This window comes from Georgenia deserti, from assembly GCF_042680605.1.
Taxonomy (GTDB): Bacteria; Actinomycetota; Actinomycetes; order Actinomycetales; family Actinomycetaceae; genus Allobogoriella; species Allobogoriella deserti.
On the sequence record NZ_JBHUEE010000002.1, the window covers coordinates 668,490 to 692,097 of the forward strand.

The window sequence follows — 23,608 nt, forward strand, 5'->3', positions numbered from 1 at the left end:
CTCCTGCGGTTGACGTGGCGGCGACGGGGCAGGTCAGCGCCGGTCGCCGTGCTCGCGGCCGAGCAACGACTCCTTGATCGGCAGCCCGTAGCGGAAGCCGCCGAGCGCGCCGTCGCTGCGCAGCACGCGGTGGCAGGGCACGAACAGGGCGGCGGCATTCATCGCGCACGCACCGGCCGCGGCCCGCACCGCACCGGGCCGACCGGTGCGGGCCGCGAGCTCGGTGTAGGTCACCCGCTCACCCGGGGCCACCTGGCGCAACGTCTCCCAGGCTGACTCCCGGTACGGGCCGGACCGTTGGCGGACGGCGAGGCGGGCCGGCGCCTGGAGGTCGCCGTCGTAATAGGCCCGGACGGCGTCGCCCGCGGGCGTCGCGCCCACCACCGGTTCGACCGCTCCTGGCCGCAGAGCGGGATGGATCAACGCGAGCAGGGAGGCGACGTCGTCGGTCCAGCCAGAGGCCAGGACGGAGCCGTCCGCGGTGATCACGGTGAACGGCCCGTCCGGCGTGGTGATGGTGTTCGTGGTCGCGGTGGTGACGGCAGTGCCGGCGGTCGCGGCGGCGACGGTCATGGCGTAGCTCCTGTCGGGGACGAGGCATGCGACCCTGTGCGCGTGCCGGGATGTGGGGTGCGGCTCGTGACGGCGGCGCGCCAGAGATGGATGACGGCGTAGGAGCGCCACGGCGCCCACTCGGCCGCGCGGGTGGTGAGCAGCCGTGTCGCGGCCGCGCGGGGCCGGTCGTCGATGATTCCGACGGCGCGTGCCCCCGCTTCCAGGGCGACGTCGCCGTCGAGCCAGGCGTCCGGATCGCCGAGGACCCGCATGCTGACGTAGCCGGCGGTCCAGGGTCCGACGCCGGGCAGCGCGAGCAGGGCCGCGCGGAGCTCGGCCGGATCCTGTCCGACGTCGAGGGCCAGGGCCCCGTCGGCCATCGCACGGGCGGCGGTGGCGACCGCGCCCACGTTGCGTGCGGGCAGCCGCAAGCGGTCGGTGGCGGCGCCGGCGACCTGCGCCGGCGTGGGGAAGAGCCGGGTCAGCCCGGGGATGCCCGAGCGGTACGGATCGCCCACAGCCGCCAGACGGCTGAGGTGGGTACGGGCGGCGGTGACGGAGATCTGCTGTCCCACGATCGCCCGCACGAGCGTCTCGTGCGGGTCGACGCTGCCCGGGACGCGTGCGCCGGGCCGGCGGGCGACCAGTCCGGCGAGTGCCGGGTCGGCGGCGAGCGCGGCGTCCACGCCGGCCGGGTCCGCGTCCAGATCAAGCAGCCGGCGCACGCGTGCCACGGCGACGGCGACGTCAGCCGGCGAGGTCAGCTCGAGGCGCAGACCGATCCGCCAGGCACCGCTCCGGGTGCCCGGCGTGCACGTGACCTCGACGGCGCCCGGTCCGTGTGGCAGGGCCAGCGTGCGGGCGTAGGTCAGGTTCGGGCCGTCGCTCGAGGCGGTCTCGACGCCTTCGACGGCGCGGGCGGCCAGGAACGTCAGCACGCCGGCAGCGTCGAAGGGCTCACGGACGGGCAGCGTGAGGTGGACGGTCGCCGGGGCCGGGAGGTACGCGTCGGTTCCGGCCTCACCGGGTACCCGGCGGGACCGGCGGCGCAGGTCGCCCGGTGTGGTGCCGAAGACCTCGGCGACGGTGTCGTTGAACTGCCGGATGCTGCCGAACCCGGCGGCGAAGGCGACGTCCGCGAGCCGGAGCCGGGTGCCGACGACGAGGGCGCGAGCGGTCTGCGCCCGTTGCGCACGGGCGAGGGCGAGTGGTCCGGCACCGAGCTCGGCGACGAGGATGCGGTGCAGGTGCCGGGCGCTGTAGCCGAGCCGGTCCGCCAGGCCGTCAACCCCCTCGCGGTCGACGACGCCGTCGCCGATGAGCCGCATGGCGCGCCCGGCGACGTCCCGCCGTAGATTCCACTCCGGCGTCCCGGGCGCCGCCTCGGGCAGGCAGCGACGGCAGGCGCGGAAGCCGGCCTCGTGCGCGGCGGCCGGGGTGAGGTAGAAGACCACGTTCTCCGGTTTGGGCGTGCGCGCCGGGCACGACGGGCGGCAGTAGATGCCGGTGCTGCGCACCGCGGTGATGAACTGCCCGTCGAAGCGGCGGTCCCGCGCGGCGATGGCCCGGTAGCGCTCGGCGAAGACCGGGTCGCCGGGGCCGGCGAGCGGTTCGGCGGCGGGGGCGGTTGCGGGGGCGGCCATGCCGTCCATCCTCGCGCCTGCCAGCGACGCCGGCTAGCGGGTTTCGGACACGACGCCGACGGCGGCGCGGTCGGCCGGCGCCCGCCGTCAGGTGTACTGCCGCCGCAGGTCCGTCTTACGGATCTTCCCGGAGGCGGTGCGCGGCATGTCGTCGGTGAAGATCACGTCCTTGGGGATCTTGTACCGCGCCAGCCGGCCGTCGAGGTGGCCGAGGACGTCGTCGGCGGCGAGCGTGTAGCCCGGGCGGATCGCGACGACGGCCACCGGCACCTCACCCCACCGTTCGTCCGGGCGGCCGATCACGGCGACACTCCCCACGGCCTCCAGCTCCGTGACGAGCTGCTCGACCTCTGCCGGATAGATGTTCTCCCCACCGGAGATGATCATGTCCTTGAGCCGGTCGGAGACGTAGAGGAACCCGTCCTCGTCGAGATGACCGAGGTCGCCGGAACGGAACCAGCCGTCCGCGGTCCAGGACTCCGCCGCGGCCTCGGGCCGGCCCCAGTACTCCGGTACGACGTTCGGCCCGGCGATCTGGATCTCGCCGACCTCGCCGGCCGGGAGCTCGGTTCCGTCCGGCCCCGCCACGCGCACCGAGGTGAAGAAGTGTGGCAGGCCGACCGATCCCATCTTCGCCCGCGAGTACGAGGCCATCAGCGCGGTCGCCCCCGGCGCCGTCTCGGTCATCCCGTACCCCTGGGTGAACGCGAGACCGCGCTCCTCGTACGCCTCGAGGATCCGCAGCGGGACGGTCGAGCCGCCGCAGGTGAGCCGGCGCAGCGTGCCGAGGTCCGTCGTCGGCCAGTCCGGGTGTTCGGCGAGCATCTGGTACGTGGTGGGCACGCCGGAGAGGTAGGTGACGCCGTGGCGCTGGATCAGCTCGAGCGCCCGGCCGGGATCGAACTTGGCCTCGAGCACGATGGTCCCGCCCTTGAGGATCGTCGGCAGCACACCCATCCCGAGCGAGGCCACGTGGAACATCGGCGAGATCATCAGGGCCGTCTCGTCGGCGTGGATGTCGTAGTCGACGACGGCGTTGAACGCGTTCCAGGTGAGGTTGCCGTGGGTGAGGACCGCACCCTTCGGCCGCCCGGTCGTCCCGGAGGTGTAGAGGATGATCGCCGGGTCGTCCAGGGTCACGGGCTCCTCACGGTGCACCGGACGGCCGGCGGCCAGGAGTTCCTCGTAGGGCAGGGCACCGTCGGGATCGCTGGACTGGCCGTCGGCCCGCCCGACCACGATCCGGTCGGTGACGGCGGAATCAGCGCTCCCACGGTGGGCCAGGTCCGCGAGCGCTTCGGCGAAGACGAGCGTCCTGCTGCCCGAGTCGCGCAGCCCGTAGGCGATCTCGGGTGCGGCCCACCGGGTGTTCAGCGGCACGAACACGGCGCCGAGCAGACCGCAGGCGAACAACGTCTCGAGGAACGCCGGGTCGTTCTCGCCGAGGTAGGCCACGCGGTCGCCGCGCGCGATCCCACGGGCGGCCAGCGCGTCGGACAGGCGGTCCACGCGGTCGGCCAGCTCGTCGTAGGTCTCGCGCCGGTCCCCGCTGACGAGCACGTCGACGCCGGCCGACTTCAGCCGGCGCCTGTGCGGCCACGAACCGATTCCCTGCATCCCGCGGTCCTCCACCTCGAGGTCGTGCCGTGGTCGGCGCCCGGAGCCGACGCCGGGAGCATGGTGTCGAGTATTCGTTCGGAAAGTCAATAGTTGTGATCGTCAGCGACATCCCGGGGTTCCTGTGCTGGTGGACGTCGCCCGGTCGCGTCGCCCCGGCGCGAGGCCGTCGGTACGGTCGCCGGTATGCGCGCCGTCGTCATTCCCCGTCCCGGTCCGCCCGAGGTCCTCGAGATCCAGGACCTGCCCGAACCCGTCGCCGAATCCGGCCAGGTGCGGATCCGAGTCGCCGCCGCCACGGTCAACCCCACGGACGTGGCGTTGCGGGCCGGACTCCATCCCGGCCGCGACGCTGCGGGCCCGATCGTGCCGGGGATGGAGGCGGCCGGCACGGTCGATCAGGTCGGCGACGGCGTCGCCTTCGCGCCGGGCGATCGGGTCATGGCCATCACGACGCCGGATCGCGGCGGCGCCTACCGCGAGCAGGTGGTGCTCGGAGCCGACCAGGTGGCACGCGTCCCCGAGGGCGTCAGCCTGGTCGAGGCCGCGACGCTGCCCATGAACGGGCTGACAGCGGTGCGGGCACTGGACATGCTCGCCCTCCCGCCGGGCGGCTCGCTGGTGATCTCGGGGGCCGCCGGCGCGCTCGGCGGGTACGTCCTCCAGCTCGCCGTGCACCGCGGCCTGCGCGTCGTGGCGATCGCCGGGGAGCCCGACCGTGACCTGCTCGCCGCGCTGGCACCGCACGAGTTCGTCCCGCGCGGTGAGCGCGTGGCCGAGCGGGTCCGGGAGGTGCTGCCGGACGGTGCCGACGGGGCGCTGGACGCGGCGCTGCTGCACGAGGAGTTGGTCCCGGCGGTCCGTGACGACGGCGGCTTCGCCGTAGTGCGCGGGTGGGACGGCAGCCCGGGCCGCGGGATCACCGTGCACAAGGTCATGGTCGGCGACTACCTACGCCGGGCCGATCTGCTGGACGAGCTCGGCGGCCTCGTCGCCGACGGTGTGTTGACGTTGCGCGTCGCGCAGACCTACCCGGCCGAGGAGGCCGCCGAGGCGCACCGCCGGATGGAGTCCGGGGGCGTCCGGGGCCGGCTCGTCGTGACGTTCTGACCTCGGGCGCCCCGTCCCGCAGGCCCACCCGCCGTCGCACGCCGAAAGCGGACACCTGAGTCAAAAGCGGACGTTCGGAAGTCCGCTTTTGACTCAGGTGTCCGCTTTCGGCGGGAGCTCCTCGCGGCGCTTCGGCCGCGCCCGCAGGTGCGCCCGTTCCCCCTGGGAGCCGAACAGGCTCAAGACCTCCACCGGCTGCGCGTCGGCGGGTCCGAACCAGTGCGGCACGCGGGTGTCGAACTCGGCCGCCTCTCCCGGGCTGAGCACGAGATCGCGGTCGGCGAGCAGCAGGCGTAGGCGCCCGTCGAGGACGTAGAGCCACTCGTAGCCCTCGTGGACCTGGGGCTGGGCCGGCTCCTCCCGAGGCGGGATGATGAGCTTGTAGGCCTGGATGCCGTCGGACCGGCGACTCAGTGCCACATGGGTGACGCCGTGCGCCCGCACCGCACGCATCCGCACCCGCGGATCGCCGGTCGGCGGCGCGTCGACGAGGTCGTCGAGGGCGACCCGGTGCGCGCGGGCGATAGGCAGCAACAGTTCCAACGTGGGGCGCCGGGCACCCGATTCCAGGCGGGAGAGCGTGCTCACCGAGATCCCGGTCTGCCCGGAGAGTGCCGCCAAGGTCATGCCCTGCTCCTGGCGGAGCGAACGTAGCCGCGGGCCGACGGCGGTCAGGGCCTGCTCGAGATCGTCCACGAGGCCAGTTTGCCACTTCGGCAAGCAGTGTTGCATGCCGCCGTCCTGGGAAGCATTCTCATCGTGAGAGAGCCCGAGGAACACGGGTCCGCGGAACGAGAGATGGAACGAGATGACCGACGAACTTCGCGACAGATACGACGCCGTGGTGGTCGGGGGCGGCGCGGCCGGCTTGAACGGCGCGCTCGTACTGGCCCGGAGCCGCCGGAGCGTCGCCGTGATCGACGGCGGCGAGCCGCGCAACGCCCCAGCCGCCGCGGTGCACAGTCTGCTCGGGCACGACGGCCGGTCGCCGGCCGAGCTGCTCGCGATCGGCCGGGAGGAGGTGCGCCAGTACGGCGGGCACGTCGTCGCCGGGACGGTGACCACGGCCACCCGCGAGGCCGACGGCTTCGCCGTCACCGTGGCGGACATGCGCACCGTCCGGGCACGCCGTCTGCTGATCGCCACCGGCGTGCTCGACGAGCTCCCTGCGATCGACGGGCTGCGGGAGCGGTGGGGCCGCGACGTCGTCCACTGCCCGTACTGCCACGGCTGGGAGGTGCGCGACCGGGCTATCGGCGTCATCGCGACGGGCCCGATGGCGATGCACCAGGTGATGCTGTTCCGTCAGCTCAGTGACGACGTCGTGCTCTTCCGGCACCTCGCCCCGGAGCCGGGGACTGAGGAGCTCGAGCAGCTCGCCGCGCTCGGCGTGCCGGTGGTGACCGGGCGGGTCACCGGGCTCGAGATCGCGGCCGACCGCATCATCGGCCTCCGGCTCGCCGACGGTGAGCTGGTCCCCCGCGACATCGTCGCCACGGCCTCGCGCCCGGTGGCGCGGTCCGGCGTGCTCTCCGCGCTGGGGCTCACCCCGGCCGAGCACCCCTCCGGGCTCGGCGAGCACGTGGCGGCCGAGCCGACCGGCAGGACCGCGGTCCCGGGTGTGTGGGTGGCCGGCAACGTGACCGACGTGATGGCGCAGGTCGGCGCCTCGGCGGCGGCAGGCGCGATGGCGGGAGCCCAGATCAACGCCGACCTGTGCGCGGAGGAGCTGCAGGCGGCGGTGGAACGCGCTCGCACCGGGCGACTCAGGCCAGCCGGATCGTCTGCTTGATCGACCCCCGGCCGCCCGAACGGGCGAGCTCGAGGGCGGCCGGGACCTCCTCGAGGCGATGGTCGCTGCCCAGGCAGTGCGCCACCTCGACGGTGCCGTCGGCGATCTCGCGCACGGCGTCCCGGAAGGCGACGAGACCGGGCTCGGACTGGGTGCCGCCGGCCCATTGGATCCGCAGCACCTTGCGGAACGCGTCGTACATCGGGAAACCGGCGTGGCCGCGGCGCTCGGGAAAGCCGAAGAGCCCGACCGTGCCTTGCCGCGCGGCTGCGGCCACGCACTCGGCGCGGGCGGCGTCGTAACCCGCCGCTTCGATGACCAGGTCCGCGCCGGTGCCGCCGGTGACGTCGAGCACCGCCTCGACGAGGCTCTCCCGGCCAGGCCGCACGGTCGTGGTCGCGCCGAGCTCCCGTGCGACGCCGAGACGGTAGGGGTCCGGGTCGGCGACGAGCACCTGGGCGAACCCGGCCCGGCGGGCGAGTTGGACGAAGAACAGTCCGGCCGAACCGGCACCGAGGATCGCCGCCGTGCCGGCCGGCCGCGTGGCGCCGCCGTCGGGCCAGAACAGCCGCATCGCGAACAACGTGGTGCCGTACTGCTGCGCGAGCAGCAGGCGCTCGACCGAAGCGCCGTCCGGGAGCGGGACGACCTGACCGGCGGGTAGACGCTGGTATTGCGCGAAGCACCCGGCCTCGGCGGGAACGGGGACGGTGAGCACCCGGGTCCCGACCGGCACGGCCCGAGCCCGGGACTCGACCACGGTGCCGATCCCCTCGTGCCCGGGGTAGCCCGGGCGGCCGAGCGCGTCGGGCTCGTGGAAACCGTCGAAGACGGTGTGCACGTCGGAGCCGCACACGGAGGCCAGCTCCATGCGGACCACGAGGTCACCGGGGGCGTCGGCGGCCGGGTCCGGGACGTCGTCGACCTCGACGCGTCCCGGGGCGGCCAGGTAGGCGGCACGCATGGCGCTCGACCCTACCGTCCGGCGCCCCCTCAGCCTGCTCCCAGCGAACGCCCAGACGTGCGCGGCACACTGGGAGTCATGAACGTCACCGCCGCACGCTCACCGGAGGCGCCCGAGGCGCGCCTGCTCGTGGTGGACGACGAGCCGAGCATCCGCGAACTGCTCTCCGCGTCGCTGAAGTTCGCCGGGTTCGAGGTCGTCACGGCCGCGGACGGCAACGCCGCCCTGCGGGCCGCCGCCGAGGAGCGGCCCGACCTCGTGGTGCTCGACATCATGCTGCCCGACATGGACGGTTTCACCGTGCTGCGGCGGATGCGCGCGCACGCCGCGGACATCCCGGTGCTATTCCTGACCGCGAAGGACGACATGTCCGACAAGGTCCAGGGGCTGACCGTCGGCGGCGACGACTACGTCACGAAGCCGTTCAGCCTGGAGGAGGTCGTGGCGCGTATCCGGGCCGTGCTGCGCCGCACGCAGCCGCCAGAGGAGGACGACGGCATCGTGACCTACGCCGACCTCGAGCTGGACGAGGACGCGCACGAGGTGCGCCGCGCCGGACGTCCCGTGGACCTCTCGCCCACCGAGTTCAAGCTGCTGCGCTACCTCATGATCAACGCCGAGCGGGTGGTCTCGAAGACGCAGATCCTGGACCACGTGTGGGACTACGACTTCGCCGGCGAGGCGGCGATCGTGGAGTCCTACATCTCCTACCTGCGCCGCAAGATCGACTCGCCGGAGAACCTCGGCCTTTCCGGCGATGACGCCGCCGCCCTGGTGCCGCTGCTGCACACCCGGCGCGGCGTGGGGTACGTCCTGCGCGCGCCGGCGGGCCGGTGAGCGCAGCCGGCACGGGCGAGGAGGCGCCGGGCGCGCCGGAGTCGCCTCGGCCCGGTGAGCGGCAGGCAGCCGGCGAGCTGCCGAACACCGGTGAGCGCCAGCCGCTCGGAGACCCGCCACCGCTGGGTGAACCGCCCGTCCCGCACCATCCGCTCGGTGGCCTGCACGCCAAGTGGCGCCGCGTCCCGCTCAGCGCCCGGCTCGTCGCCATCATCACGGTCCTGCTGCTCGTGGGGCTGGCCGCGGCCGGCGCGGCGACCACAACCGTCCTGCGGGCCAACCTCGAGGGTCAGGTGGACGGACAGCTCAGCGCCGCCGTGCGTGAGCTCGGGCAGCGCCCGCCCGATCAGTTCATGGACACCGCCCCCGGCGTGCTGCCCTCCCAGTACTACGTCCGGGTCGAGCTGCAGGACGCCGGTACGCAGGAGCTGTTCAGCACCTCCACCGCGAACGAGGCGGGACGGCCCGTGCTCGACAGCGCGGACCTGGACGCCCTCGCCGACCAGCAGCAGTACGACATCGAGACCGTGCCGGGCGACGGGCCCTCGCCGTCGTGGCGGGCGGTGACGCTCCCGTTGCGCAACGTCCAGGACGGTCCCGTCGTGGGCGCGATCACGGTCGCGCTGCCCCTGCTCGGGGTGGAGAAGACGATGGACCAGACCCGCAAGCTCGTGGTGATCTTCGGCGTCGTCATCCTTGCCGGTGGGGCGGTCCTGGCGTGGGCCGCGGTGCGCCGATCGTTGCGTCCGCTCCGGGAGATCGAGTCGACCGCGGGGGCCATCGCCGCCGGTGACCTCTCCCGCCGCGTGCCTGCCCTGCCGGTCAGCACCGAGGTCGGCTCGCTGGCTCGTTCACTGAATACGATGCTCGCCCAGATCGAGCAGTCGTTCGCGGACCAGGCCGCCTCCGAACGACGGATGCGCCGGTTCGTCTCCGACGCCTCCCACGAGCTGCGCACGCCGTTGTCGGCGATCCGCGGCTACGGCGAGCTGTATCGCATGGGTGGTGTACCGCCGGAGAACCTGCCCCACGCCATGCAGCGCATCGAGTCCGAGGCCTCCCGGATGGGCAGCCTCGTCGAGGACCTGCTGCAACTGGCCCGGCTGGACGAGGGCCGCCCGCTGACGCTCACCGAGATCGACCTGACGGCGATCGCCCGGGACGCCGCCTCCGACCTGCACGCGCAGGCGCCGGACCGGCCGGTCGCCGTCGTGCCGCTGACCGGCGAGGCGGACCATGAGGTGCCGCCCGTGACGGTGCGCGGTGACGCCGACCGGATCCGTCAGGTGGTGGCGAACCTGCTGGGCAACGTGCTGCGGCACACGCCACCCGAGAGCGGCGTCGAGGTCGCCGTCGGGCACGTCGAGCCCGGGTGGGCCCAGCTCGAGGTGCGCGACCACGGCCCCGGCATCCCGGAGGAGGACGCGGCGCGGGTGTTCGAGCGGTTCTACCGCGCCGACCCTTCGCGCGCCCGCACCTCGGGCGGCTCCGGCCTCGGTCTGGCGATCGTCGCCGGCGTCGTCGCCGCGCACGGCGGCGCGGCGCGGGTGGTCCCGACCCCCGGTGGCGGCACGACGGTGCAGGTGGCCCTGCCGGTCAGCGGCCCGATCGAGCCACGGGACGAGCCGGCGCCTCAGCTGTGATCGCCCCTCGGGCGACCAGCTCCCTCACCACTCCCGCTGGGCCGGGATGATGGTTCCCGGATTGAGGTTCCGGCCGGGGTCGACGCCCTGCAGCAACGAGACCATGACGTCGGTGCCGGCCGGGGAGATGTCCTCCTCGAGCCAGTGCGCGTGGTCCGTCCCGACGCCGTGGTGGTGCGAGAGCGTCGCACCGAGGTCGACGAACGTCTGCTGGATCGCCTTCTTGACCGTCCAGTAGCGCTCGAGCTGCTCCTGCGCCCCGTCGACGCCCGGCGCGAACGCGAAGGTAAAGTACAGGCAGGCACCGGAATGGTAGCTGTGCGAGAGGTGGCACATGATGAAGCCGCGCACCCCGATCCGCTCGAACGCCTCACGTGCCGCACGCGTGGTCGCCATGTAGACCTCCGGCAGCTTCGACCAGGGCGCCGCCGTCTCGGAGACGTCGGCAAGGCCGCCGATGTCGAGGAGGAAGTCACGGATGTAGGGGGTGTCGAACTTCTTCTGGTCGTACAGGGCACCCGGCCCCCGGCCCAGCTTGATCCCGCCGTGCCGACGCACGATCCGCCCGACGACGTTCTTCTCCGCCTTGACCTTGCCGGCGCCGCCCTCGTACCCGATGTAGGACAGGCACGCCTGCTCCAGGTCCCAGCCGCGCCGGGCCAGCACGTCGAACAGCGCCTGCTGCGCCTTGCCCTTGAGCCCGGCGGACTCCTTCTGGGTGGACAGCGAGAACTGCGTCTCGTTGGCGTCGGAGACGCGGGTGACCGTCGGTGCGGCGTCGGAGACGGAGATCTCCTGCATCGCGGCCAGTGCCGCGTCCCACGAGGGGTACAGGTAGGCGATGATGTCGCGGTTCTCCGGCAGCCGGTGCACGTGCACCCACGCCTCAGTAACCACACCGAGACGCCCTTCGGAGCCGAGGATCATCTCGCGCACGCTCGGACCGGTGGACGTGGACGGCAGCGGCCGCAGCACCACGACCTTGCCGGGCTGGACCATCCGCAGGCCGCGGGTGATGTCGGCGATGTCGCCGTACTTGTCCGACTGCATGCCGGAGGACCGGGTCGCGATCCACCCGCCGAGGGTGGAGTGACGGAAGCTGTCCGGCTGATGGCCGACGGTCCAGCCGCGGGAGTTGAGCTGGTCTTCCATGTCCGGCCCCTGGACGCCGGCCTGGATCCGGGCGAGGCCGGCCTCCTCGTCGACCTCGAGCACACGGTTCATCCGGCCCAGGTCGAGCGAGACGACGGTGCGCTGCTCGTCGGCCGGCGGCGTGAGCGAACCGGAGATGTTCGACCCACCGCCGAAGGGGATGAGAACGGCGTCGGCCGCGACGACGGCGTCAACCACCGCCTGCACCTGCGACTCGTCGGCGGGGTAGACGACGACGTCCGGCACGCGCGGCAGGTCACCGGCACGGACCCGCACCAGGTCGGGCAGGCCCTTGCCGTAGGTGTGGATGACCCGCTCGAGGTCGTCGTCGCGGACGTGCTCACGCCCGACGGCGGCGGTCAGCGTGCCGGTCAGTTCCTCGCCGATCCGGGGAGCGGGAACGTCGAGGTCGTCGAAGTTCGGCGGGGGACTGCCCGGGGCGTTGAGGTCGATACCGACCTTGTCGTAGACGAACGGGGCCATCTTGGGCTTGTCGCGGTGGTTGAACGCGACGCCCTCCACGCCCCATCCCCACCACTTCTGGTGCGCCACCCCGGTCACGAAGCCTCCTCCTGAGCCTGCCCGCCGGGCTGCGCGGGCGGTGGGGCCGAGTCGGCCACCACGTACGGCGTCTGCATCTCGAGCATGGTGCGCACGCGCGCGGCCACACGGTCGTTGAACTCGGCGGCCTTCTCCCCCGGACGGGGGCGCATCGGCCGGCCGACGAGCATCCGCACCCGCGGTCGGCCCTCCACGGGCCAGGACCGTCCGGGCGGCATCGCGTCGTAGGCGCCGATGAGGGCGATCGGCACGCACGGGATGCTGCGCGAGACGCACACCGCCGCGGCACCGGGCTTGAAGGCCCGCATGACGCCGTCGCGCGAACGGGTGCCCTCAGGGAAGATCAGGACCGGCACGTCCTCGGCGACGAGGCGCTGCGTCAGTCCCTTGCGCTTGCGGCTGCGGCGGCTGGATCCGGCGGTGCGGTGGATCGGGTAGGTGTTGAAGAACATCGAGGTGGCGAGCTTGGTCCACCACTTGGCGTAGAAGTAGTCGGCGGCGGCGCCGACGGCCAGGTGCGAGGTGACCTCGCGGGGCAGGGAGGAGACCATGACGGCGGTGTCGAGATGGCTCGAGTGGTTCGCGACCACGACGAAGGGGCGTTCCAGCCCGTCGAGGTTGTCGAGGCCTTCGACGCTGGTGCGGGTGACGCTGTGCACCACGGGCTTGAGCACCATCCGCTGCGCCACGTAGCGGATCGCGCGGTGCCAGCCGGCGTGGTAGCGCCCGGTGCCGCCGTCGGTACGGCCACTCATGCGCGTCCTCCCTTGATGAGCGCGGTCGCTCGCCGCACGAGCGGCCGCGGGGCGTGCTCGGCGAGGAAGGCCAGCGCGGCGAACCGCTTTGACGGCACCGACCTCACCCGACCCTTCTCGACATCCGCGAGGCACTCTTCCACGACCCGGTCCGCCTCGAGCCACAACACGTCGGGGATCGAGCCGGTGCGGATACCCGCTCTCTCGTGGAACTCCGTGCGCACCCACCCGGGCAGCAGGGTCATCACCCGCACCCCGGTACCGGCCAGCTCGAGGGCGAGCGAGTCGGAATAGGTCCGCACCCACGACTTGATCGCCGAGTATGCCCCCATCGGGATCAGACTGGCCACCGACGCGACATTGATCACGACGCCGTGCCCGCGCCCACGCATCGCCCGCGCGGCGGCGGCACCGAGGACGAGCACGGCGCGGATCATGAGGTCGACGGCGTGCTCGTGCTCCTCCGTCTCCTCGGCCACCAGGGGGATGTGCAGGCCCTTGCCGGCGTTGTTCACGAGGATCTCGACGGGCCGGTCCTCGTCAGTGAGGCGGTCGGCGACCCGATGGATGTCCTCGGTGCGGGACAGGTCGGCGACAAGGGTCTCGACCTCGACGCCGTAGCGCCACTTGAGCTGCTCGGCAGTCTTGGTCAGCCGTGCCTCGTCCCGGGCGACGAGGACGAGGTCGCAGCCCCGGACGGCGAGGGCGCGCGCGAAGGCCAGACCGATCCCGGAGGTGCCACCGGTGACCAGGCCACGGCCGCGCAGGACCGTGGCCTCCGGACGCGGACGCTGCCGCCGCACAGTGCTGCTCACATCGCTCCTCGGATGCTTCGCAGGACCGGTGTCAACCGGCCCTCTGCCGTGGTCGTCCAGGTGTGTACGGGCCATCTCCTCGCTCGGGCGTACCGGAAGAGGCCGGCGTCGGGGTTCACGGCGTTGGGGTGCCCGACCACCTCCAGCCACGGCCGGTCCGCGTAGCTGTCGCCATAAGCATAGGACGCCGCGAGGTCCATGCCGTTCTCACGCGCGTAGCGGCGCAGCCAGGCGGCCCGGGCCTCCCCCACCATCGGCGAGACCTCCAGGTGCCCAGTCCACCGTCCGGCGTCGTCCTTCTCCATCTTCCCGGCGACGATCTCGTCGAACATGGGGGCCAGCGGCTCGGCGAAGACGTCGATCTCCCCGGTGACGAGCACGGTCCGGTGACCGGCCTCCCGGTGGGCGCGGATCCGCTCCACGGCCTCGGTGAGCAGGTCCCGGCGCAACGAAGGCGTGACCTTGCTGGCGATGACGGCGCGCAACTCCTCCTCGTCCACGCCGGCGTACCGGCGCATGAACGTACGGATGAAGTCCGACCGGTCCCGCCGCTCGGCCTGGAGATACCGGGGCAACTTCGCCATCAGGGTGGCCACCGAGACGGGCCACCGGGAGGGACGCCGCGCGGCCAGTTCCACCCAGAGGTACTGCTCGACCAGCGTGGCCGCGGCCACGGTGCGCTGCAGGTCGAAGACCGCGAGGACGTCCTCACGCCGGGGCAGCTCGGCCGGTTCCTTCGGCGCGGCCGAGGCCGAACGCGAGCGCATCAGCCCGGGGACGCCAGGGATGTGCACGGCCTGGAGGTAGTGGCGCCAGTCGATCTCCGTCACGTCGAAGCCGTGCTCGACCTGCCGTTCCGGCGCAAGCGCGGCGTGCAGCGCCCTGGTGCGGGCGTCGTCGAAGATCACCTCGGTCTGGGTGTACGGCTGATACAGCGAGGTGAACTTCCGCAGCGTGTTCAGATCCCGGCGGGCCGTCGCCAGGCTGGACATCCACCCCCGGGTGCGGTCGTTCGCGGGCAGCCGGGACACGGTGCGGTCCGCGACGTCGACGGCCAGCTCACGCCGGCGCAACGCCCGCTCGACCGCCCCGGGGTGCGGGAAGGACCAGGCGGGGACGGCGACGTGCGCGCCGTCGGCGTCGGTGAGCGGGTGCTCGGAGAAGTACTCCCGCACGGTCTGGACCAGTGGGCCGAGTCGCAGCGGGTTCGTGATGCCGGAACTGACCTGGTAGTAGTCCGCGTCCCCGGCCGCTGGTGGCGCGGCCGCGGCGGCCAGGATGGCGTTCACGACGAAGTCGACCGGGATGACGTCGAGCACGGTGTCCGCGAGGGCGGGGAACTCGGGGAGCAGACCGCGTCCGTAGGCGGCGATGAGCGGGTCGGCGACCTTGAAGCCGTCGATCCAGCCGGGGTACGGGTGGCGCAGCGCGGATTCGATGATCGTCGGTCGCACCACGGACAGGCGGTGCCCGGCCCCGGCCCACAGCTCCTCCGCCGCACGCTCCCCCATCGCCTTGGTGAAGGTGTACACGTCGGGCCATCCGAGCGACCGGGCACGGGTGCGGCCGTGCTCGACGAGCTGGTCCTTGACCCACTCGACCCGCAGCGCCTCCGCGGCGTCGGCGACCGCCTGGGGCCCGGCCCGGCGGTGCTCGGCCTGGGCCTTGTCGATGAGGTCACCCAGCACCCGCGGGCTGCGGGAGTCCTCCTCGACGGCGGTACGGGCGGCGAGGGCCGAGGCGAGTTCGGCGTTGCGGTCGATGTGGTGATCGAGGGTGCGCTCCTCGGCGACGCCTTTGCGCAGCCCGGCGACGTAACTGGTGGAGACGTGGACCACGTGGGGGTCCGAGCCGGTGTCTCGGAGGGCGTCGTAGAGCGAGACCGGCCCCGAGACGTTCGCGGCGAAGGCCTCGTCGACGGGCAGATCGAAGGAGACGGTGGAGGCGGAGTGGATGACGACGTCGAGGTCGCCGGGCAGCGGCGGCAGGTCGCCGAGGTCGCCGGACAGGACGGTGACCCGCTCGGCGAGGGCGGCCGTGGCCGCGTCCTCACCGACCTCCTCGCGCCAGGGACGGAAGACCGGCTTGCGCAGCAGCTTCTCGATCCGTTGCTGTGCGGTGATCTCGCCGCGGGGCCGCACCAGGACGGTGATCCGGGTCGTGGGGTAGGCGGAGAGGAGCTTCTCGAGTACGGCCTGGCCGACGAAGCCGGTGGCGCCCGTGAGCAGCACGTGCGCCTGGTCCAAGGGTTGCGACATTCCGCGCATGCTACCTCTCCGCCTCCCCTCCTCCCGGGCCGTGAACCCCGGGTTCGCGGTGTTGTGACCCGGTTCATCGCACTGTGGGCACGCAGGAGTGGCAGGCTGTTCTACGATCGGTCGACCGAACGATGAAACCATCTGAGGACTGACATCACCATGGGCGTCGCCGACGTACCGCAGTGGCTGCCCGCCGCGTTCGTACGCAGCTGCAAAGCCGTCGGGGCCAGTGCCGGCCGCGACGAGATCGAGACGACCTGTCGGCGCCTCCTCGAGCGGTGGAAGCAGCCTGACCGCCACTTCCACAACGACAAGCACCTCGTCGACATGCTCGCCCGGCTCGACGAGATCGCGGAGGAGACGCACAACCCGGACCTGGTGCGGCTCGCGGCCTGGTACCACGGGGCGATCTTCAGTTCCGTGGCCACCAAGGCCTACACCCGCAGCGGCGGTGAGGACGAGGTCGCCTCCGCAGAGCTGGCCCGGGAGGAGCTGGGCGGGCTCGGCGTACCGGAGCCCGCGCTCGACCGGGTGGAACAGCTCATCCTCGGGCTGAAGCGCCACGAGGCGAAGGCCAAGGACATCGACTGCCTCGCACTGTCCGACGCCGACCTGGCCGTGCTGGCGTCCGACCCGCAGAAATACCAGGCGTACCGCAAGAAGGTGCGGGCCGAGTACGCGCACATCCCTCTGCGGCACTACCTCGAAGCCCGCATCGCGATCATCGGCAAGCTCCTCGCGCGCCGGAACATCTTCGTCTCCCCGATGGGACAGCAGTGGGAGGACGCGGCGCGGGAGAACCTCTCCGCGGAGCTGGACCGGCTGCGCGCGGAGCTGGGCAAGCTCGGATCCTGCGCGCCGGAGGAGACGGTCGCCGCCGCGGAGGCCGCGCACGAGCACGCGGCGGACGCGGCAGCGGCCGAGGGGCACACGGTCCGCGACGACGCCCCGGCCGCGTCCGTGACCCCCGACGCCCCGGCCGCGCGCGAGACCTCCCGCGCTCCGGCCGGCCCGACCGGCACGGATGTGCCGATCGTCGAACCTGCGCCGGTCCGCGCCGCGGTTTCCCCCGACCCGGCTACGACGACGGTGCGGCCGCACCCGGAGCCTGCCGGTGCCGAGCAGGAGCCGGCGCCCGCGCCCGACGAGGCCGGCGGCACCGACCGGCAGGGCGCCGCATCCGTCCGCCGCGGAGACGAGGAGCGGGTGCTCGCGTCGTCGCTCGAGTCACTTCCGGACGATCTCGCCCCGCGGCCCAGGACCGAGCCGAGCGAGGGCGACCGGGCGACCATCGCGCGTTCCTCGCGGGACCTGGTCGAGCACGCGGTGCGCACCGGACGGATGGACCGGGAACGTGCGGAGCGTCTGAAGCGGGAACGACTCGACGTAACCCGTGCTCTGCGGGAACAGGGCGCGTTGCCCGAACGCGAGCGTCGCGAACGCACGTCCACGCTGACCCCGGCCTCGCCCCGCAGCGCCCCGACGCCGGACAGCACCCGCGGGCCGCGGAAGGTCCAACCTCGCGCCCCTCACCTGCCCTCCGACCGTTCCGACGAGCCGCCGCCGGGTGACGGCCGCGCCGCGTCCCCCCAGCACGGCATCGAGCGTGAGCCCGACTTCCTCACCCGGCCGCGCAAGAAGAAAAAGGGAAGTCGCAAGGACCGGCCGTCCTGACGCCGAGGGCCGCTCGGTCCTGACGTTTCCGCGGCTTCTCGGCCGGTTCCTCGGTGCCGCTTGTCCACATCTGCGGCTCAGGTGCCACCTTGTCCACAGTGCAGCGACGTGGGCGCACCCTCCGGCCGGTGGGCTGCCTAGCGTCCCTGCTGAGCCGTGCCACGGTGGCGCGGCAGGGAGGAGCACACCATGGCCCAGTTCACGGTCGACAGCGGCGAGATCGTCGTCGCCGCCCAGCAGACCAGGACGACGACGGCGAACATCCGCAGCGAGGTGGCCGCGATGATGGCGCACCTCATCACCCTGCAGCAGTCCTGGACGGGGACGGCGTCCCAGGCCTTCGGCGCGTGCGCCGACCAGTGGCGCGCCACGCAGGCCACGGTCGAGGCGTCGCTGGAGCAGGTCACCATGGCGCTGGACACCGCGGCGCGGACCTATGACGACGCCGAGTCCGCGGCCCAGGGACTGTTCGCGCGGTGACCCGGGAGGGTCGGGGCGGGTCGGCAGAGGCCGTGCGGTCGTAGCATCGCTGCGTGGCCATCCTCGTGGACCCGCCCCGCTGGCCCGCGCACGGGACGATGTGGGCGCACCTCGTCTCGGACGTCTCGCTCGAGGAACTGCATGCGTTCGCGGCGGCCGCCGGGCTCTCGCCGCGTTCGTTCGATCTCGACCATTACGACGTCCCTGCCGATCGGGTGGACGAGCTGGTCGCTGCCGGCGCGCAACTGGTCTCCGGCCGGGAGTTGCTGGAGCGGCTTCGTCGGTCCGGCCTGCGGGTGCCCGGCGCGGACCGCCGGGCGGAGCGGCGACGGCGCCGACGAGCACGACTCGCCGGGGAATGGGCGGCTCTGGGACGTGAGGTGCTCGCCGGCGCGGTGCCCGACGTGCCCGGCGACGGGGCGCCGCCGGATGCTCATGAGGCCCGCCCGGACGAGACGTGGCGCGCACTCGGGCAGGAGCTCCTCGACCGGTGGAGCGAGCCGCACCGGCGCTACCACGACCTCGCCCACCTCGAGGAGGTGCTGGACCGGCTGACCGAGCTCGCCCGGCACGGGGAGCCGGTGACGGCGGCGGTGCGTCTGGCGGCGTGGTTCCACGACGCGGTCTACGCCGGCGAGCCGGGCCGGGACGAGGAGGAATCCGCGGAGCTCGCGCGGCGCCGGCTCACGGGGGTCGGGGCCGGTGGGGCCACGGTCGCCGAGGCCGTGCGTCTGGTGCGGCTGACCGCCTCCCACGCGGTCGAGGACGACCCGCCGGGCGCTGCCTTGTGCGACGCGGATCTGGCGATCCTGGCGGCTCCGCCGCGCCGGTATGCGCGTTACGCGGCGGACGTGCGGGCCGAGTACGCGCACGTGCCCGAGGAGGAGTTCCGGGCAGGGCGCGGCACGGTGCTGCAGTCCTTGATCGGGCGTGAGCGGTTGTTCGCCACCGCGTCGGGCCGACACCTGTGGGAGGAACGCGCTCGGACCAACCTGGCCGCCGAGCTGCGCGACCTCACAACCTGAGCGCCCTCAACTCGTCGCAGCGAGCACCACGCATGCGGTCCCCGCCGTGATGTCCAGGCCGATGCACCACAGGGCGAGCGGCCGGTGGACGACGGCGTCGCGGCGGTAGTGCCACATGTCCCACAGCGCGTGCGCTGCGAGCACCGCGCCGGCGAGCGCCAGGCCCGCGTTCGGCCCGACGAGGAGGGCGACGACCGCCAGCCCGAGGTAACCGAGCATCGCCGCCGACTGGATCAGCGTCCCGGACCGTCGGCGAAGCAGTCCGTAGCCGGCGAGGAGGACCCCGAGTCCGAGGATCGGCGGGATCCAGCTCACGTCGGCGATCTCGGCCCCCACTTTCACCACGGTGCCGACGCCCACGAAGACCCAGGCCGCCGCTCGCCGTCCGGTAGCCGCCGCGGACAGGTAGGCCAGCGCGGCGATGCCCACGATCGTGGCGGGCATGTCCGCGGAGACCGGCCCGAGGAGGAACCCGGCGGCGCACAGCACGCCGACGAGGACGGGTGCGGCCACCGCCACCCGAGAAGCCGCGGTCGTCGGCGCGGGACGGGTCACGTCCGTCTGGTACCCCATAGGGGTACATGGAATACCGGGGCGGGGTATTGGTCAAGAGGAAGGACGGCCATCGGCCATCCTGTCCGGCCCGGTCTGCGGCCAGGGGCACGCTCCCTCAGCCGCCGGGGCGGACGAGCCCCGACTCGTAGGCGAGTACCACCAGCGCGGCACGGTCGCGGGCGTCGAGCTTGGTCAGCAGCCGGCTGACGTAGGTCCGCGCCGTCGCCGGACTCAGGTAGAGCTCACGGGCGATCTCGTCGTTGGTCAGCCCGCGCCCCACGCCCTCGAGAACCTCACGTTCCCGGTCCGTCAGGCCGGCGAGGCGCCCGTCGTCGCGGCGCGGCTGTGCTCCGACCGCCAGGGCGCGCATCACCCGCGTGGTCACCTGTGGCGAGAGCAACGACTCACCGGCCGCGACCACCCGGATCGCCTGTCGCAGATCGCCGGGCGTGATGTCCTTGAGCAGGTATCCGGCGGCACCGGAGCGGATCGCCTCGAAGACGTGCTCGTCCTCGTCGAAGGTGGTGAGCACGACGACACGCACGCCGCGCAGGTCCGGGTCGGCCACGATCTCCCGGGTGGCCTCGAGGCCGTCGAGCTCCGGCATCCGGATGTCCATGAGGACCACGTCGGGCCTCAGCTCACGCACCCGGGAGAGTCCCGAGCGACCGGTCGCGGCCTCACCGACCACGGTGATGTCGCCGTCGCGCTCGGCGAGGCTGCGCAGCCCGGTGCGCACGAGCTCTTGATCGTCGACCAGCACGATGCGGATCATGGGCTCAGTCTGGTGGGTAGGTCGGCGGAGACGAGGAAGCCGCCCTCCGGTCTGTCGGCGGCCTGCAGCGTCCCGCCGAGCAGGGCGGCGCGTTCACGCATGCCGGCCAGGCCTTGCCCGGCGCCGTTGCCGACCCCGGAGCCGTTGCCGACCCCGGAGCCGTTGCTGGCCCCTGTGCCGGTACCGGCCCCCGTGCCGGAGGCCACGCCACGGCCGGTCACCGAGCGGGTCGGACGCCCCCCGCCCGTCCCGGCAAGCCCGTGACCGTCGTCGGCGATCTGCAGCCGCAACCGGTCGCCGTCGAGGCGAGCACCGATCCGCACGCGACGCGCACCCGCGTGCCGCACCACGTTCGTCAACGCCTCCTGGACGATGCGGTAGGCGGCGGCGTCGACGGCGGTGTCGATCGCGCCGGCAGGGAGGTCGATGTCGGCCTCGACGGCGAGGCCGGCAGCCTGGACCGGACGCAGCAGGGTTTCCACGCCCCCGGTCACGAGGCTGCCCGGCGGGGCCTCGTCGGTCCCGGGCGTGCGCAGCAGCTTGACCGTGGTGCGCAGCTCGCGCAGGCTCGCCGCCGTCGCCTCCCGCACCCGTTCCAGCGCCTCGCGCGCCGCGGTGTCGTCGTGGCCGACGGCCTCGGCGGCGACGCCGCTGTGCAGGGAGACGACCGACAGACTGTGACCGACGGCGTCGTGCAGGTCCCGAGCGAGACGCACGCGTTCGGCCTGCAGTCGGCGGTCCGCCTGCTGAGCCTGCTCGGCCTCGGTCAGCAACCGCACGCGGTGGGCGTACCGGCGCGTCTCCCGTGTCCGGCGCACGGCCACGCCGAGCGCGACGGAGGCCGCCGCGAGCGCGATGTTCGTCAGCAGCTCGTACCCGTAGAGGTAGGTGGTGGGCTGCCCCTCGATCACGCGGAAATACGCCGCGACCGCGACGAGCACCACACCGGAGCCGGCCGCCCACCAGGTACGCCCGACCTCGGCGGCGGAGTACAGGGCCGCCACCGCCGGGAACGCGATGCCGATGACCGGGAGCCCGAGCGCGTAGTACGTGAACACGCCGAGCACGGTGAGCACCAGCATGACCCGTGCCGCCCGCCGGCGCAGGAGGACCAGGACCCCGAACCCGGCGGCGAACAGGTACGCGACCGGGCCGGACCGGCCGGAGCTCTCGAAGTCGGCCGCGATGAGCACGGCGACCGCCAGGGCCATCCCGAGCGCCAGGACGACGTCGACCAGCCGGGGGTCGACCTCGTCGCGCGGCGTCGTGGGCACCCGGTCAGCCTACGAACCCGGGTGGTCCCGGAGACATCGCCTCGAGGCGTCAGGGTGGTGTCGCCCGGAAGCGACAGGGAGCGTCGCGCAGCGGCGGGCGGACAAGACGCCTGCGGGCCGATGTGGCGGCATGGCGCCGTTTTCTAGCGTTCTCGGCATGACACAGAACCCGTCCTCATTCCCCTCTCACTCCTCATCCGACGGAGCGGCCGGGGGCGCCCCATCCGTGCGGTGGTCCCTCGTCCTCGGCCTCGGCGCCCTGGCCCTGGCACGGCCGCTCGCCCGCATCACCGGGGTCGACGAGGTGCTCGGCACGCCGGCGACCGCAATCGGACTCACCCTGCTCATCACCGCCCTGTGGGTGACGCTCGTCGGCATCGGCCGCGTGCCCCGGCCGGTCCTGACCCTCACCCTGGCCGGCGTCGCCTACGCCGTCTACAGCACCCTGCTCAGCGGGATCCTGTCCCCGCTGCTGACCGGCACCCTCCAGGGCCCGCTGGCACAGCCGATCGGCATCGTCGCGATCCTGGCGACCAACGCGATCTGGGGCGCCGTCGCCGGCGTCCTCGCCCTCGGCGTCCAACGGCTGCGCGGCGGGCAGTCGTGAGCCGGGCCGAGCGCCCACACCTGCCCGGTCCCACGCGCCGCCGTGCGCTCGCGCGCCGGACCGTCCTGGCGGGCATGCTCGGCGCCGGCGTCGCCGCCCTCGCCGGGTGCGACGCCATCCCGAGCACCAGCCCGGTCCAGGGCCAGGAGTTCGACCGGCCGCTGGCGATCCCGCCGCTGGCCGCCTCCCGGCTCCGTGACGGCGTGCGGGTGTTCGAGCTCACCGCCCAGGAGGGCAGAACCGCATTCGCGCCCGGGATCGAGACGCCGACCTGGGGTTTCAACGCCGCCCACCTCGGGCCGACACTGCGGGCCGCCCGCGGTGAGCAGGTCGCCGTCGAGGTCACCAACGAGCTGTCGGAGACCACGAGCGTGCACTGGCACGGCATGCACCTGCCGGCGCGGTACGACGGCGGGCCGCACCAGCCGATCGAACCGGGTGGCACGTGGCGGCCCACCTGGCGGATCGACCAGCCGGCGGCCACGCTCTGGTATCACCCGCACCCGCACGGGGCGACCGAGGAGCACGTCTACCGCGGGCTCGCCGGGCTGTTCCTGCTGGACGATGAGTATTCCCGCGCTGCCTCCCTGCCGAGCGAGTACGGCGTGGACGACGTCCCGGTGATCGTCCAGGACAAGAAGTTCGACGACGCCGGCCGGCTGGACGCGGACTCCGAGGGGAACGAGGTCGGCCTGTTCGGCGACGTCGTCATGACCAACGGCACGGTCGGCGCCTACCACGAGGTGACGACCGAACGGATCCGGCTGCGGCTGCTCAACGGCTCGACGGCCCGGACCTACCAGTTCGTCCTCGCTGACCGTCCGTTCGAGCTGGTCGCGACCGACGGCGGGCTCCTGGACCGCCCGGTCCGGATGGACAGCCTGCGCCTGGCGCCCGGAGAGCGCGCCGAGATCGTGGTGACCATGCGGCCGCGCGAGCGCACGGTGCTGCGCTCCGAGGACCCGGACCTGGGGGGTGTGGCGGCACCGTTCGCGTTCGGCGGCAACGACTCCTTCGACGTCCTGCAGCTGCGCGCGGCGGAGCGCCTCAACCCCTCCCCCGAGCCCGACTGGCAGTACGAGGACACCGGGCTGGCGGAGGCCGAGGCCACCGTGACCCGCACCTTCGAGCTGCAGAATCGCGAGATCAACGGCCTGCGGATGGACATGAACCGGATCGACGAGACGGTCACCGTCGGCACCACGGAGATCTGGGAGGTGACGAACAGCCACCCGGTCTCGCACAGCTTCCACATCCACGACGTGCAGTTCGAGGTGCTCCCCGTCGACGGCCAGGCGCCGCCACCGGAGCTGTCCGGCCGCAAGGACACGGTCTATCTCGAGCCGAACCGGACCTACCGGCTGATCATGCGGTTCGAGGACTACGCAGACCCGGACTGGCCGTACATGTACCACTGCCACATGCTGCTGCACGAGGACGAGGGCATGATGGGCCAGTTCGTCGTCGTCGAGCCCGGTCAGCGGGCCGGCGAGGTGGCCCACCACCACTGACCGGC

At 73.0% G+C, this 23,608-nt stretch carries 21 protein-coding genes; 9 read left to right on the forward strand and 12 right to left on the reverse strand.

Features of this window, described 5'->3' with window-relative positions:
* Positions 1-33: 33 nt before the first annotated feature.
* The 3 genes from ACFSE6_RS06665 to ACFSE6_RS06675 all read right to left on the reverse strand — a co-directional run bounded on the left by ACFSE6_RS06665 (position 34) and on the right by ACFSE6_RS06675 (position 3,815).
* Positions 34-573, reverse strand: coding sequence for a methylated-DNA--[protein]-cysteine S-methyltransferase (locus tag ACFSE6_RS06665; RefSeq protein WP_388003878.1), 540 nt, complete (start codon positions 571-573; stop codon positions 34-36).
* Positions 570-2,198 carry an AlkA N-terminal domain-containing protein gene (locus ACFSE6_RS06670; RefSeq protein ID WP_388003881.1) on the reverse strand — a complete coding sequence of 543 codons (1,629 nt, stop codon included), beginning with the start codon at positions 2,196-2,198 and terminating at the stop codon, positions 570-572. The genes ACFSE6_RS06665 and ACFSE6_RS06670 overlap by 4 nt, the downstream gene beginning before the upstream one ends.
* A gap of 87 nt (positions 2,199-2,285) precedes the next feature.
* Positions 2,286-3,815 (reverse strand): acyl-CoA synthetase, encoded by a 1,530-nt coding sequence (locus tag ACFSE6_RS06675; RefSeq protein ID WP_388003884.1) that lies wholly within the window; start codon positions 3,813-3,815, stop codon positions 2,286-2,288.
* 186 nt (positions 3,816-4,001) lie between these two features.
* On the opposite strand from ACFSE6_RS06675, the gene ACFSE6_RS06680 reads away from it, so the two are divergent.
* On the forward strand, positions 4,002-4,925 hold the full coding sequence (locus tag ACFSE6_RS06680; protein WP_388003887.1) for a quinone oxidoreductase family protein: 924 nt from the start codon (positions 4,002-4,004) through the stop codon (positions 4,923-4,925).
* Between the two features lie 93 nt (positions 4,926-5,018).
* On the opposite strand, the gene ACFSE6_RS06685 is transcribed toward ACFSE6_RS06680, so the two are convergent.
* Positions 5,019-5,657, reverse strand: coding sequence for a helix-turn-helix domain-containing protein (locus ACFSE6_RS06685; protein ID WP_388003890.1), 639 nt, complete (start codon positions 5,655-5,657; stop codon positions 5,019-5,021).
* A gap of 76 nt (positions 5,658-5,733) precedes the next feature.
* Between ACFSE6_RS06685 and ACFSE6_RS06690 the strand changes: the two genes are divergently transcribed.
* Entirely contained in the window at positions 5,734-6,717 is a 984-nt protein-coding gene (locus ACFSE6_RS06690; RefSeq protein ID WP_388003893.1) for an NAD(P)/FAD-dependent oxidoreductase, read from the forward strand.
* Here the strand turns inward: ACFSE6_RS06690 and ACFSE6_RS06695 are convergent.
* Positions 6,692-7,681 (reverse strand): zinc-binding dehydrogenase, encoded by a 990-nt coding sequence (locus ACFSE6_RS06695; RefSeq protein ID WP_388003896.1) that lies wholly within the window; start codon positions 7,679-7,681, stop codon positions 6,692-6,694. The two genes, ACFSE6_RS06690 and ACFSE6_RS06695, sit on opposite strands and share 26 nt — an antisense overlap.
* Before the next feature lie 78 nt (positions 7,682-7,759).
* Between ACFSE6_RS06695 and ACFSE6_RS06700 the strand changes: the two genes are divergently transcribed.
* Together ACFSE6_RS06700 and ACFSE6_RS06705 are read left to right on the forward strand one after the other, a co-directional pair.
* On the forward strand, positions 7,760-8,518 hold the full coding sequence (locus ACFSE6_RS06700) for a response regulator transcription factor (RefSeq protein ID WP_388003899.1): 759 nt from the start codon (positions 7,760-7,762) through the stop codon (positions 8,516-8,518).
* A complete protein-coding gene (locus tag ACFSE6_RS06705; RefSeq protein WP_388003902.1) occupies positions 8,515-10,161 on the forward strand; it encodes a sensor histidine kinase in 1,647 nt (548 codons plus the stop codon). The genes ACFSE6_RS06700 and ACFSE6_RS06705 overlap by 4 nt, the downstream gene beginning before the upstream one ends.
* A 24-nt stretch (positions 10,162-10,185) precedes the next feature.
* On the opposite strand, the gene ACFSE6_RS06710 is transcribed toward ACFSE6_RS06705, so the two are convergent.
* From ACFSE6_RS06710 to ACFSE6_RS06725, 4 genes are read right to left on the reverse strand one after another with little or no spacing between them, the layout of a single operon-like run.
* Complete coding sequence (locus ACFSE6_RS06710; RefSeq protein ID WP_388003905.1) at positions 10,186-11,874, reverse strand: FAD-binding oxidoreductase; 1,689 nt, start codon at positions 11,872-11,874, stop codon at positions 10,186-10,188.
* On the reverse strand, positions 11,871-12,629 hold the full coding sequence (locus ACFSE6_RS06715) for a lysophospholipid acyltransferase family protein (protein ID WP_388003908.1): 759 nt from the start codon (positions 12,627-12,629) through the stop codon (positions 11,871-11,873). The genes ACFSE6_RS06710 and ACFSE6_RS06715 overlap by 4 nt, the downstream gene beginning before the upstream one ends.
* Positions 12,626-13,444, reverse strand: coding sequence for an SDR family NAD(P)-dependent oxidoreductase (locus tag ACFSE6_RS06720; protein ID WP_388003911.1), 819 nt, complete (start codon positions 13,442-13,444; stop codon positions 12,626-12,628). The genes ACFSE6_RS06715 and ACFSE6_RS06720 overlap by 4 nt, the downstream gene beginning before the upstream one ends.
* Entirely contained in the window at positions 13,441-15,702 is a 2,262-nt protein-coding gene (locus ACFSE6_RS06725; RefSeq protein ID WP_388003914.1) for an HAD-IB family hydrolase, read from the reverse strand. Before ACFSE6_RS06725 ends, ACFSE6_RS06720 begins: the two co-directional genes overlap by 4 nt.
* 159 nt (positions 15,703-15,861) lie before the next feature.
* Between ACFSE6_RS06725 and ACFSE6_RS06730 the strand changes: the two genes are divergently transcribed.
* The 3 genes from ACFSE6_RS06730 to ACFSE6_RS06740 all read left to right on the forward strand — a co-directional run bounded on the left by ACFSE6_RS06730 (position 15,862) and on the right by ACFSE6_RS06740 (position 18,881).
* Complete coding sequence (locus tag ACFSE6_RS06730; protein WP_388003917.1) at positions 15,862-17,376, forward strand: HD domain-containing protein; 1,515 nt, start codon at positions 15,862-15,864, stop codon at positions 17,374-17,376.
* Positions 17,377-17,565: 189 nt separating this feature from the next.
* The gene (locus ACFSE6_RS06735) at positions 17,566-17,856 is read left to right on the forward strand and encodes a WXG100 family type VII secretion target (RefSeq protein WP_388003920.1); all 291 of its coding nucleotides are present in this window, start codon (positions 17,566-17,568) and stop codon (positions 17,854-17,856) included.
* Between the two features lie 53 nt (positions 17,857-17,909).
* Positions 17,910-18,881, forward strand: coding sequence for a DUF4031 domain-containing protein (locus tag ACFSE6_RS06740; RefSeq protein ID WP_388003923.1), 972 nt, complete (start codon positions 17,910-17,912; stop codon positions 18,879-18,881).
* A gap of 6 nt (positions 18,882-18,887) precedes the next feature.
* On the opposite strand, the gene ACFSE6_RS06745 is transcribed toward ACFSE6_RS06740, so the two are convergent.
* From ACFSE6_RS06745 to ACFSE6_RS06755, 3 genes are all read right to left on the reverse strand, one after another.
* The gene (locus ACFSE6_RS06745) at positions 18,888-19,436 is read right to left on the reverse strand and encodes a hypothetical protein (protein WP_388003926.1); all 549 of its coding nucleotides are present in this window, start codon (positions 19,434-19,436) and stop codon (positions 18,888-18,890) included.
* 115 nt (positions 19,437-19,551) lie between these two features.
* The gene (locus tag ACFSE6_RS06750; protein ID WP_388003929.1) at positions 19,552-20,211 is read right to left on the reverse strand and encodes a response regulator; all 660 of its coding nucleotides are present in this window, start codon (positions 20,209-20,211) and stop codon (positions 19,552-19,554) included.
* Positions 20,208-21,485, reverse strand: a complete 1,278-nt coding sequence (locus ACFSE6_RS06755) for a sensor histidine kinase (protein ID WP_388003932.1) — start codon at positions 21,483-21,485, stop codon at positions 20,208-20,210. The genes ACFSE6_RS06750 and ACFSE6_RS06755 overlap by 4 nt, the downstream gene beginning before the upstream one ends.
* Positions 21,486-21,642: 157 nt before the next feature.
* Here ACFSE6_RS06755 and ACFSE6_RS06760 point away from each other — a divergent pair, with 157 nt between their 5' ends.
* Positions 21,643-22,092, forward strand: coding sequence for a hypothetical protein (locus ACFSE6_RS06760; RefSeq protein WP_388003935.1), 450 nt, complete (start codon positions 21,643-21,645; stop codon positions 22,090-22,092).
* 74 nt (positions 22,093-22,166) lie between these two features.
* On the forward strand, positions 22,167-23,603 hold the full coding sequence (locus tag ACFSE6_RS06765) for a multicopper oxidase family protein (RefSeq protein WP_465254126.1): 1,437 nt from the start codon (positions 22,167-22,169) through the stop codon (positions 23,601-23,603).
* Positions 23,604-23,608: the final 5 nt, after the last annotated feature.

What these genes read in the sequence shown, in the direction of transcription:
- ACFSE6_RS06665 (WP_388003878.1), bottom strand. Translation starts at nt 573, where the DNA reads ATGACCGTCGCCGCCGCGACCGCCGGCACTGCCGTCACCACCGCGACC.
- ACFSE6_RS06670 (WP_388003881.1), bottom strand. Translation starts at nt 2,198, where the DNA reads ATGGCCGCCCCCGCAACCGCCCCCGCCGCCGAACCGCTCGCCGGCCCC.
- ACFSE6_RS06675 (WP_388003884.1), bottom strand. Translation starts at nt 3,815, where the DNA reads ATGCAGGGAATCGGTTCGTGGCCGCACAGGCGCCGGCTGAAGTCGGCC.
- ACFSE6_RS06680 (WP_388003887.1), top strand. Translation starts at nt 4,002, where the DNA reads ATGCGCGCCGTCGTCATTCCCCGTCCCGGTCCGCCCGAGGTCCTCGAG.
- ACFSE6_RS06685 (WP_388003890.1), bottom strand. Translation starts at nt 5,657, where the DNA reads ATGCAACACTGCTTGCCGAAGTGGCAAACTGGCCTCGTGGACGATCTC.
- ACFSE6_RS06690 (WP_388003893.1), top strand. Translation starts at nt 5,734, where the DNA reads ATGACCGACGAACTTCGCGACAGATACGACGCCGTGGTGGTCGGGGGC.
- ACFSE6_RS06695 (WP_388003896.1), bottom strand. Translation starts at nt 7,681, where the DNA reads ATGCGTGCCGCCTACCTGGCCGCCCCGGGACGCGTCGAGGTCGACGAC.
- ACFSE6_RS06700 (WP_388003899.1), top strand. Translation starts at nt 7,760, where the DNA reads ATGAACGTCACCGCCGCACGCTCACCGGAGGCGCCCGAGGCGCGCCTG.
- ACFSE6_RS06715 (WP_388003908.1), bottom strand. Translation starts at nt 12,629, where the DNA reads ATGAGTGGCCGTACCGACGGCGGCACCGGGCGCTACCACGCCGGCTGG.
- ACFSE6_RS06725 (WP_388003914.1), bottom strand. Translation starts at nt 15,702, where the DNA reads ATGTCGCAACCCTTGGACCAGGCGCACGTGCTGCTCACGGGCGCCACC.
- ACFSE6_RS06730 (WP_388003917.1), top strand. Translation starts at nt 15,862, where the DNA reads ATGGGCGTCGCCGACGTACCGCAGTGGCTGCCCGCCGCGTTCGTACGC.
- ACFSE6_RS06735 (WP_388003920.1), top strand. Translation starts at nt 17,566, where the DNA reads ATGGCCCAGTTCACGGTCGACAGCGGCGAGATCGTCGTCGCCGCCCAG.
- ACFSE6_RS06750 (WP_388003929.1), bottom strand. Translation starts at nt 20,211, where the DNA reads ATGATCCGCATCGTGCTGGTCGACGATCAAGAGCTCGTGCGCACCGGG.
- ACFSE6_RS06760 (WP_388003935.1), top strand. Translation starts at nt 21,643, where the DNA reads ATGACACAGAACCCGTCCTCATTCCCCTCTCACTCCTCATCCGACGGA.
- ACFSE6_RS06765 (WP_465254126.1), top strand. Translation starts at nt 22,167, where the DNA reads ATGCTCGGCGCCGGCGTCGCCGCCCTCGCCGGGTGCGACGCCATCCCG.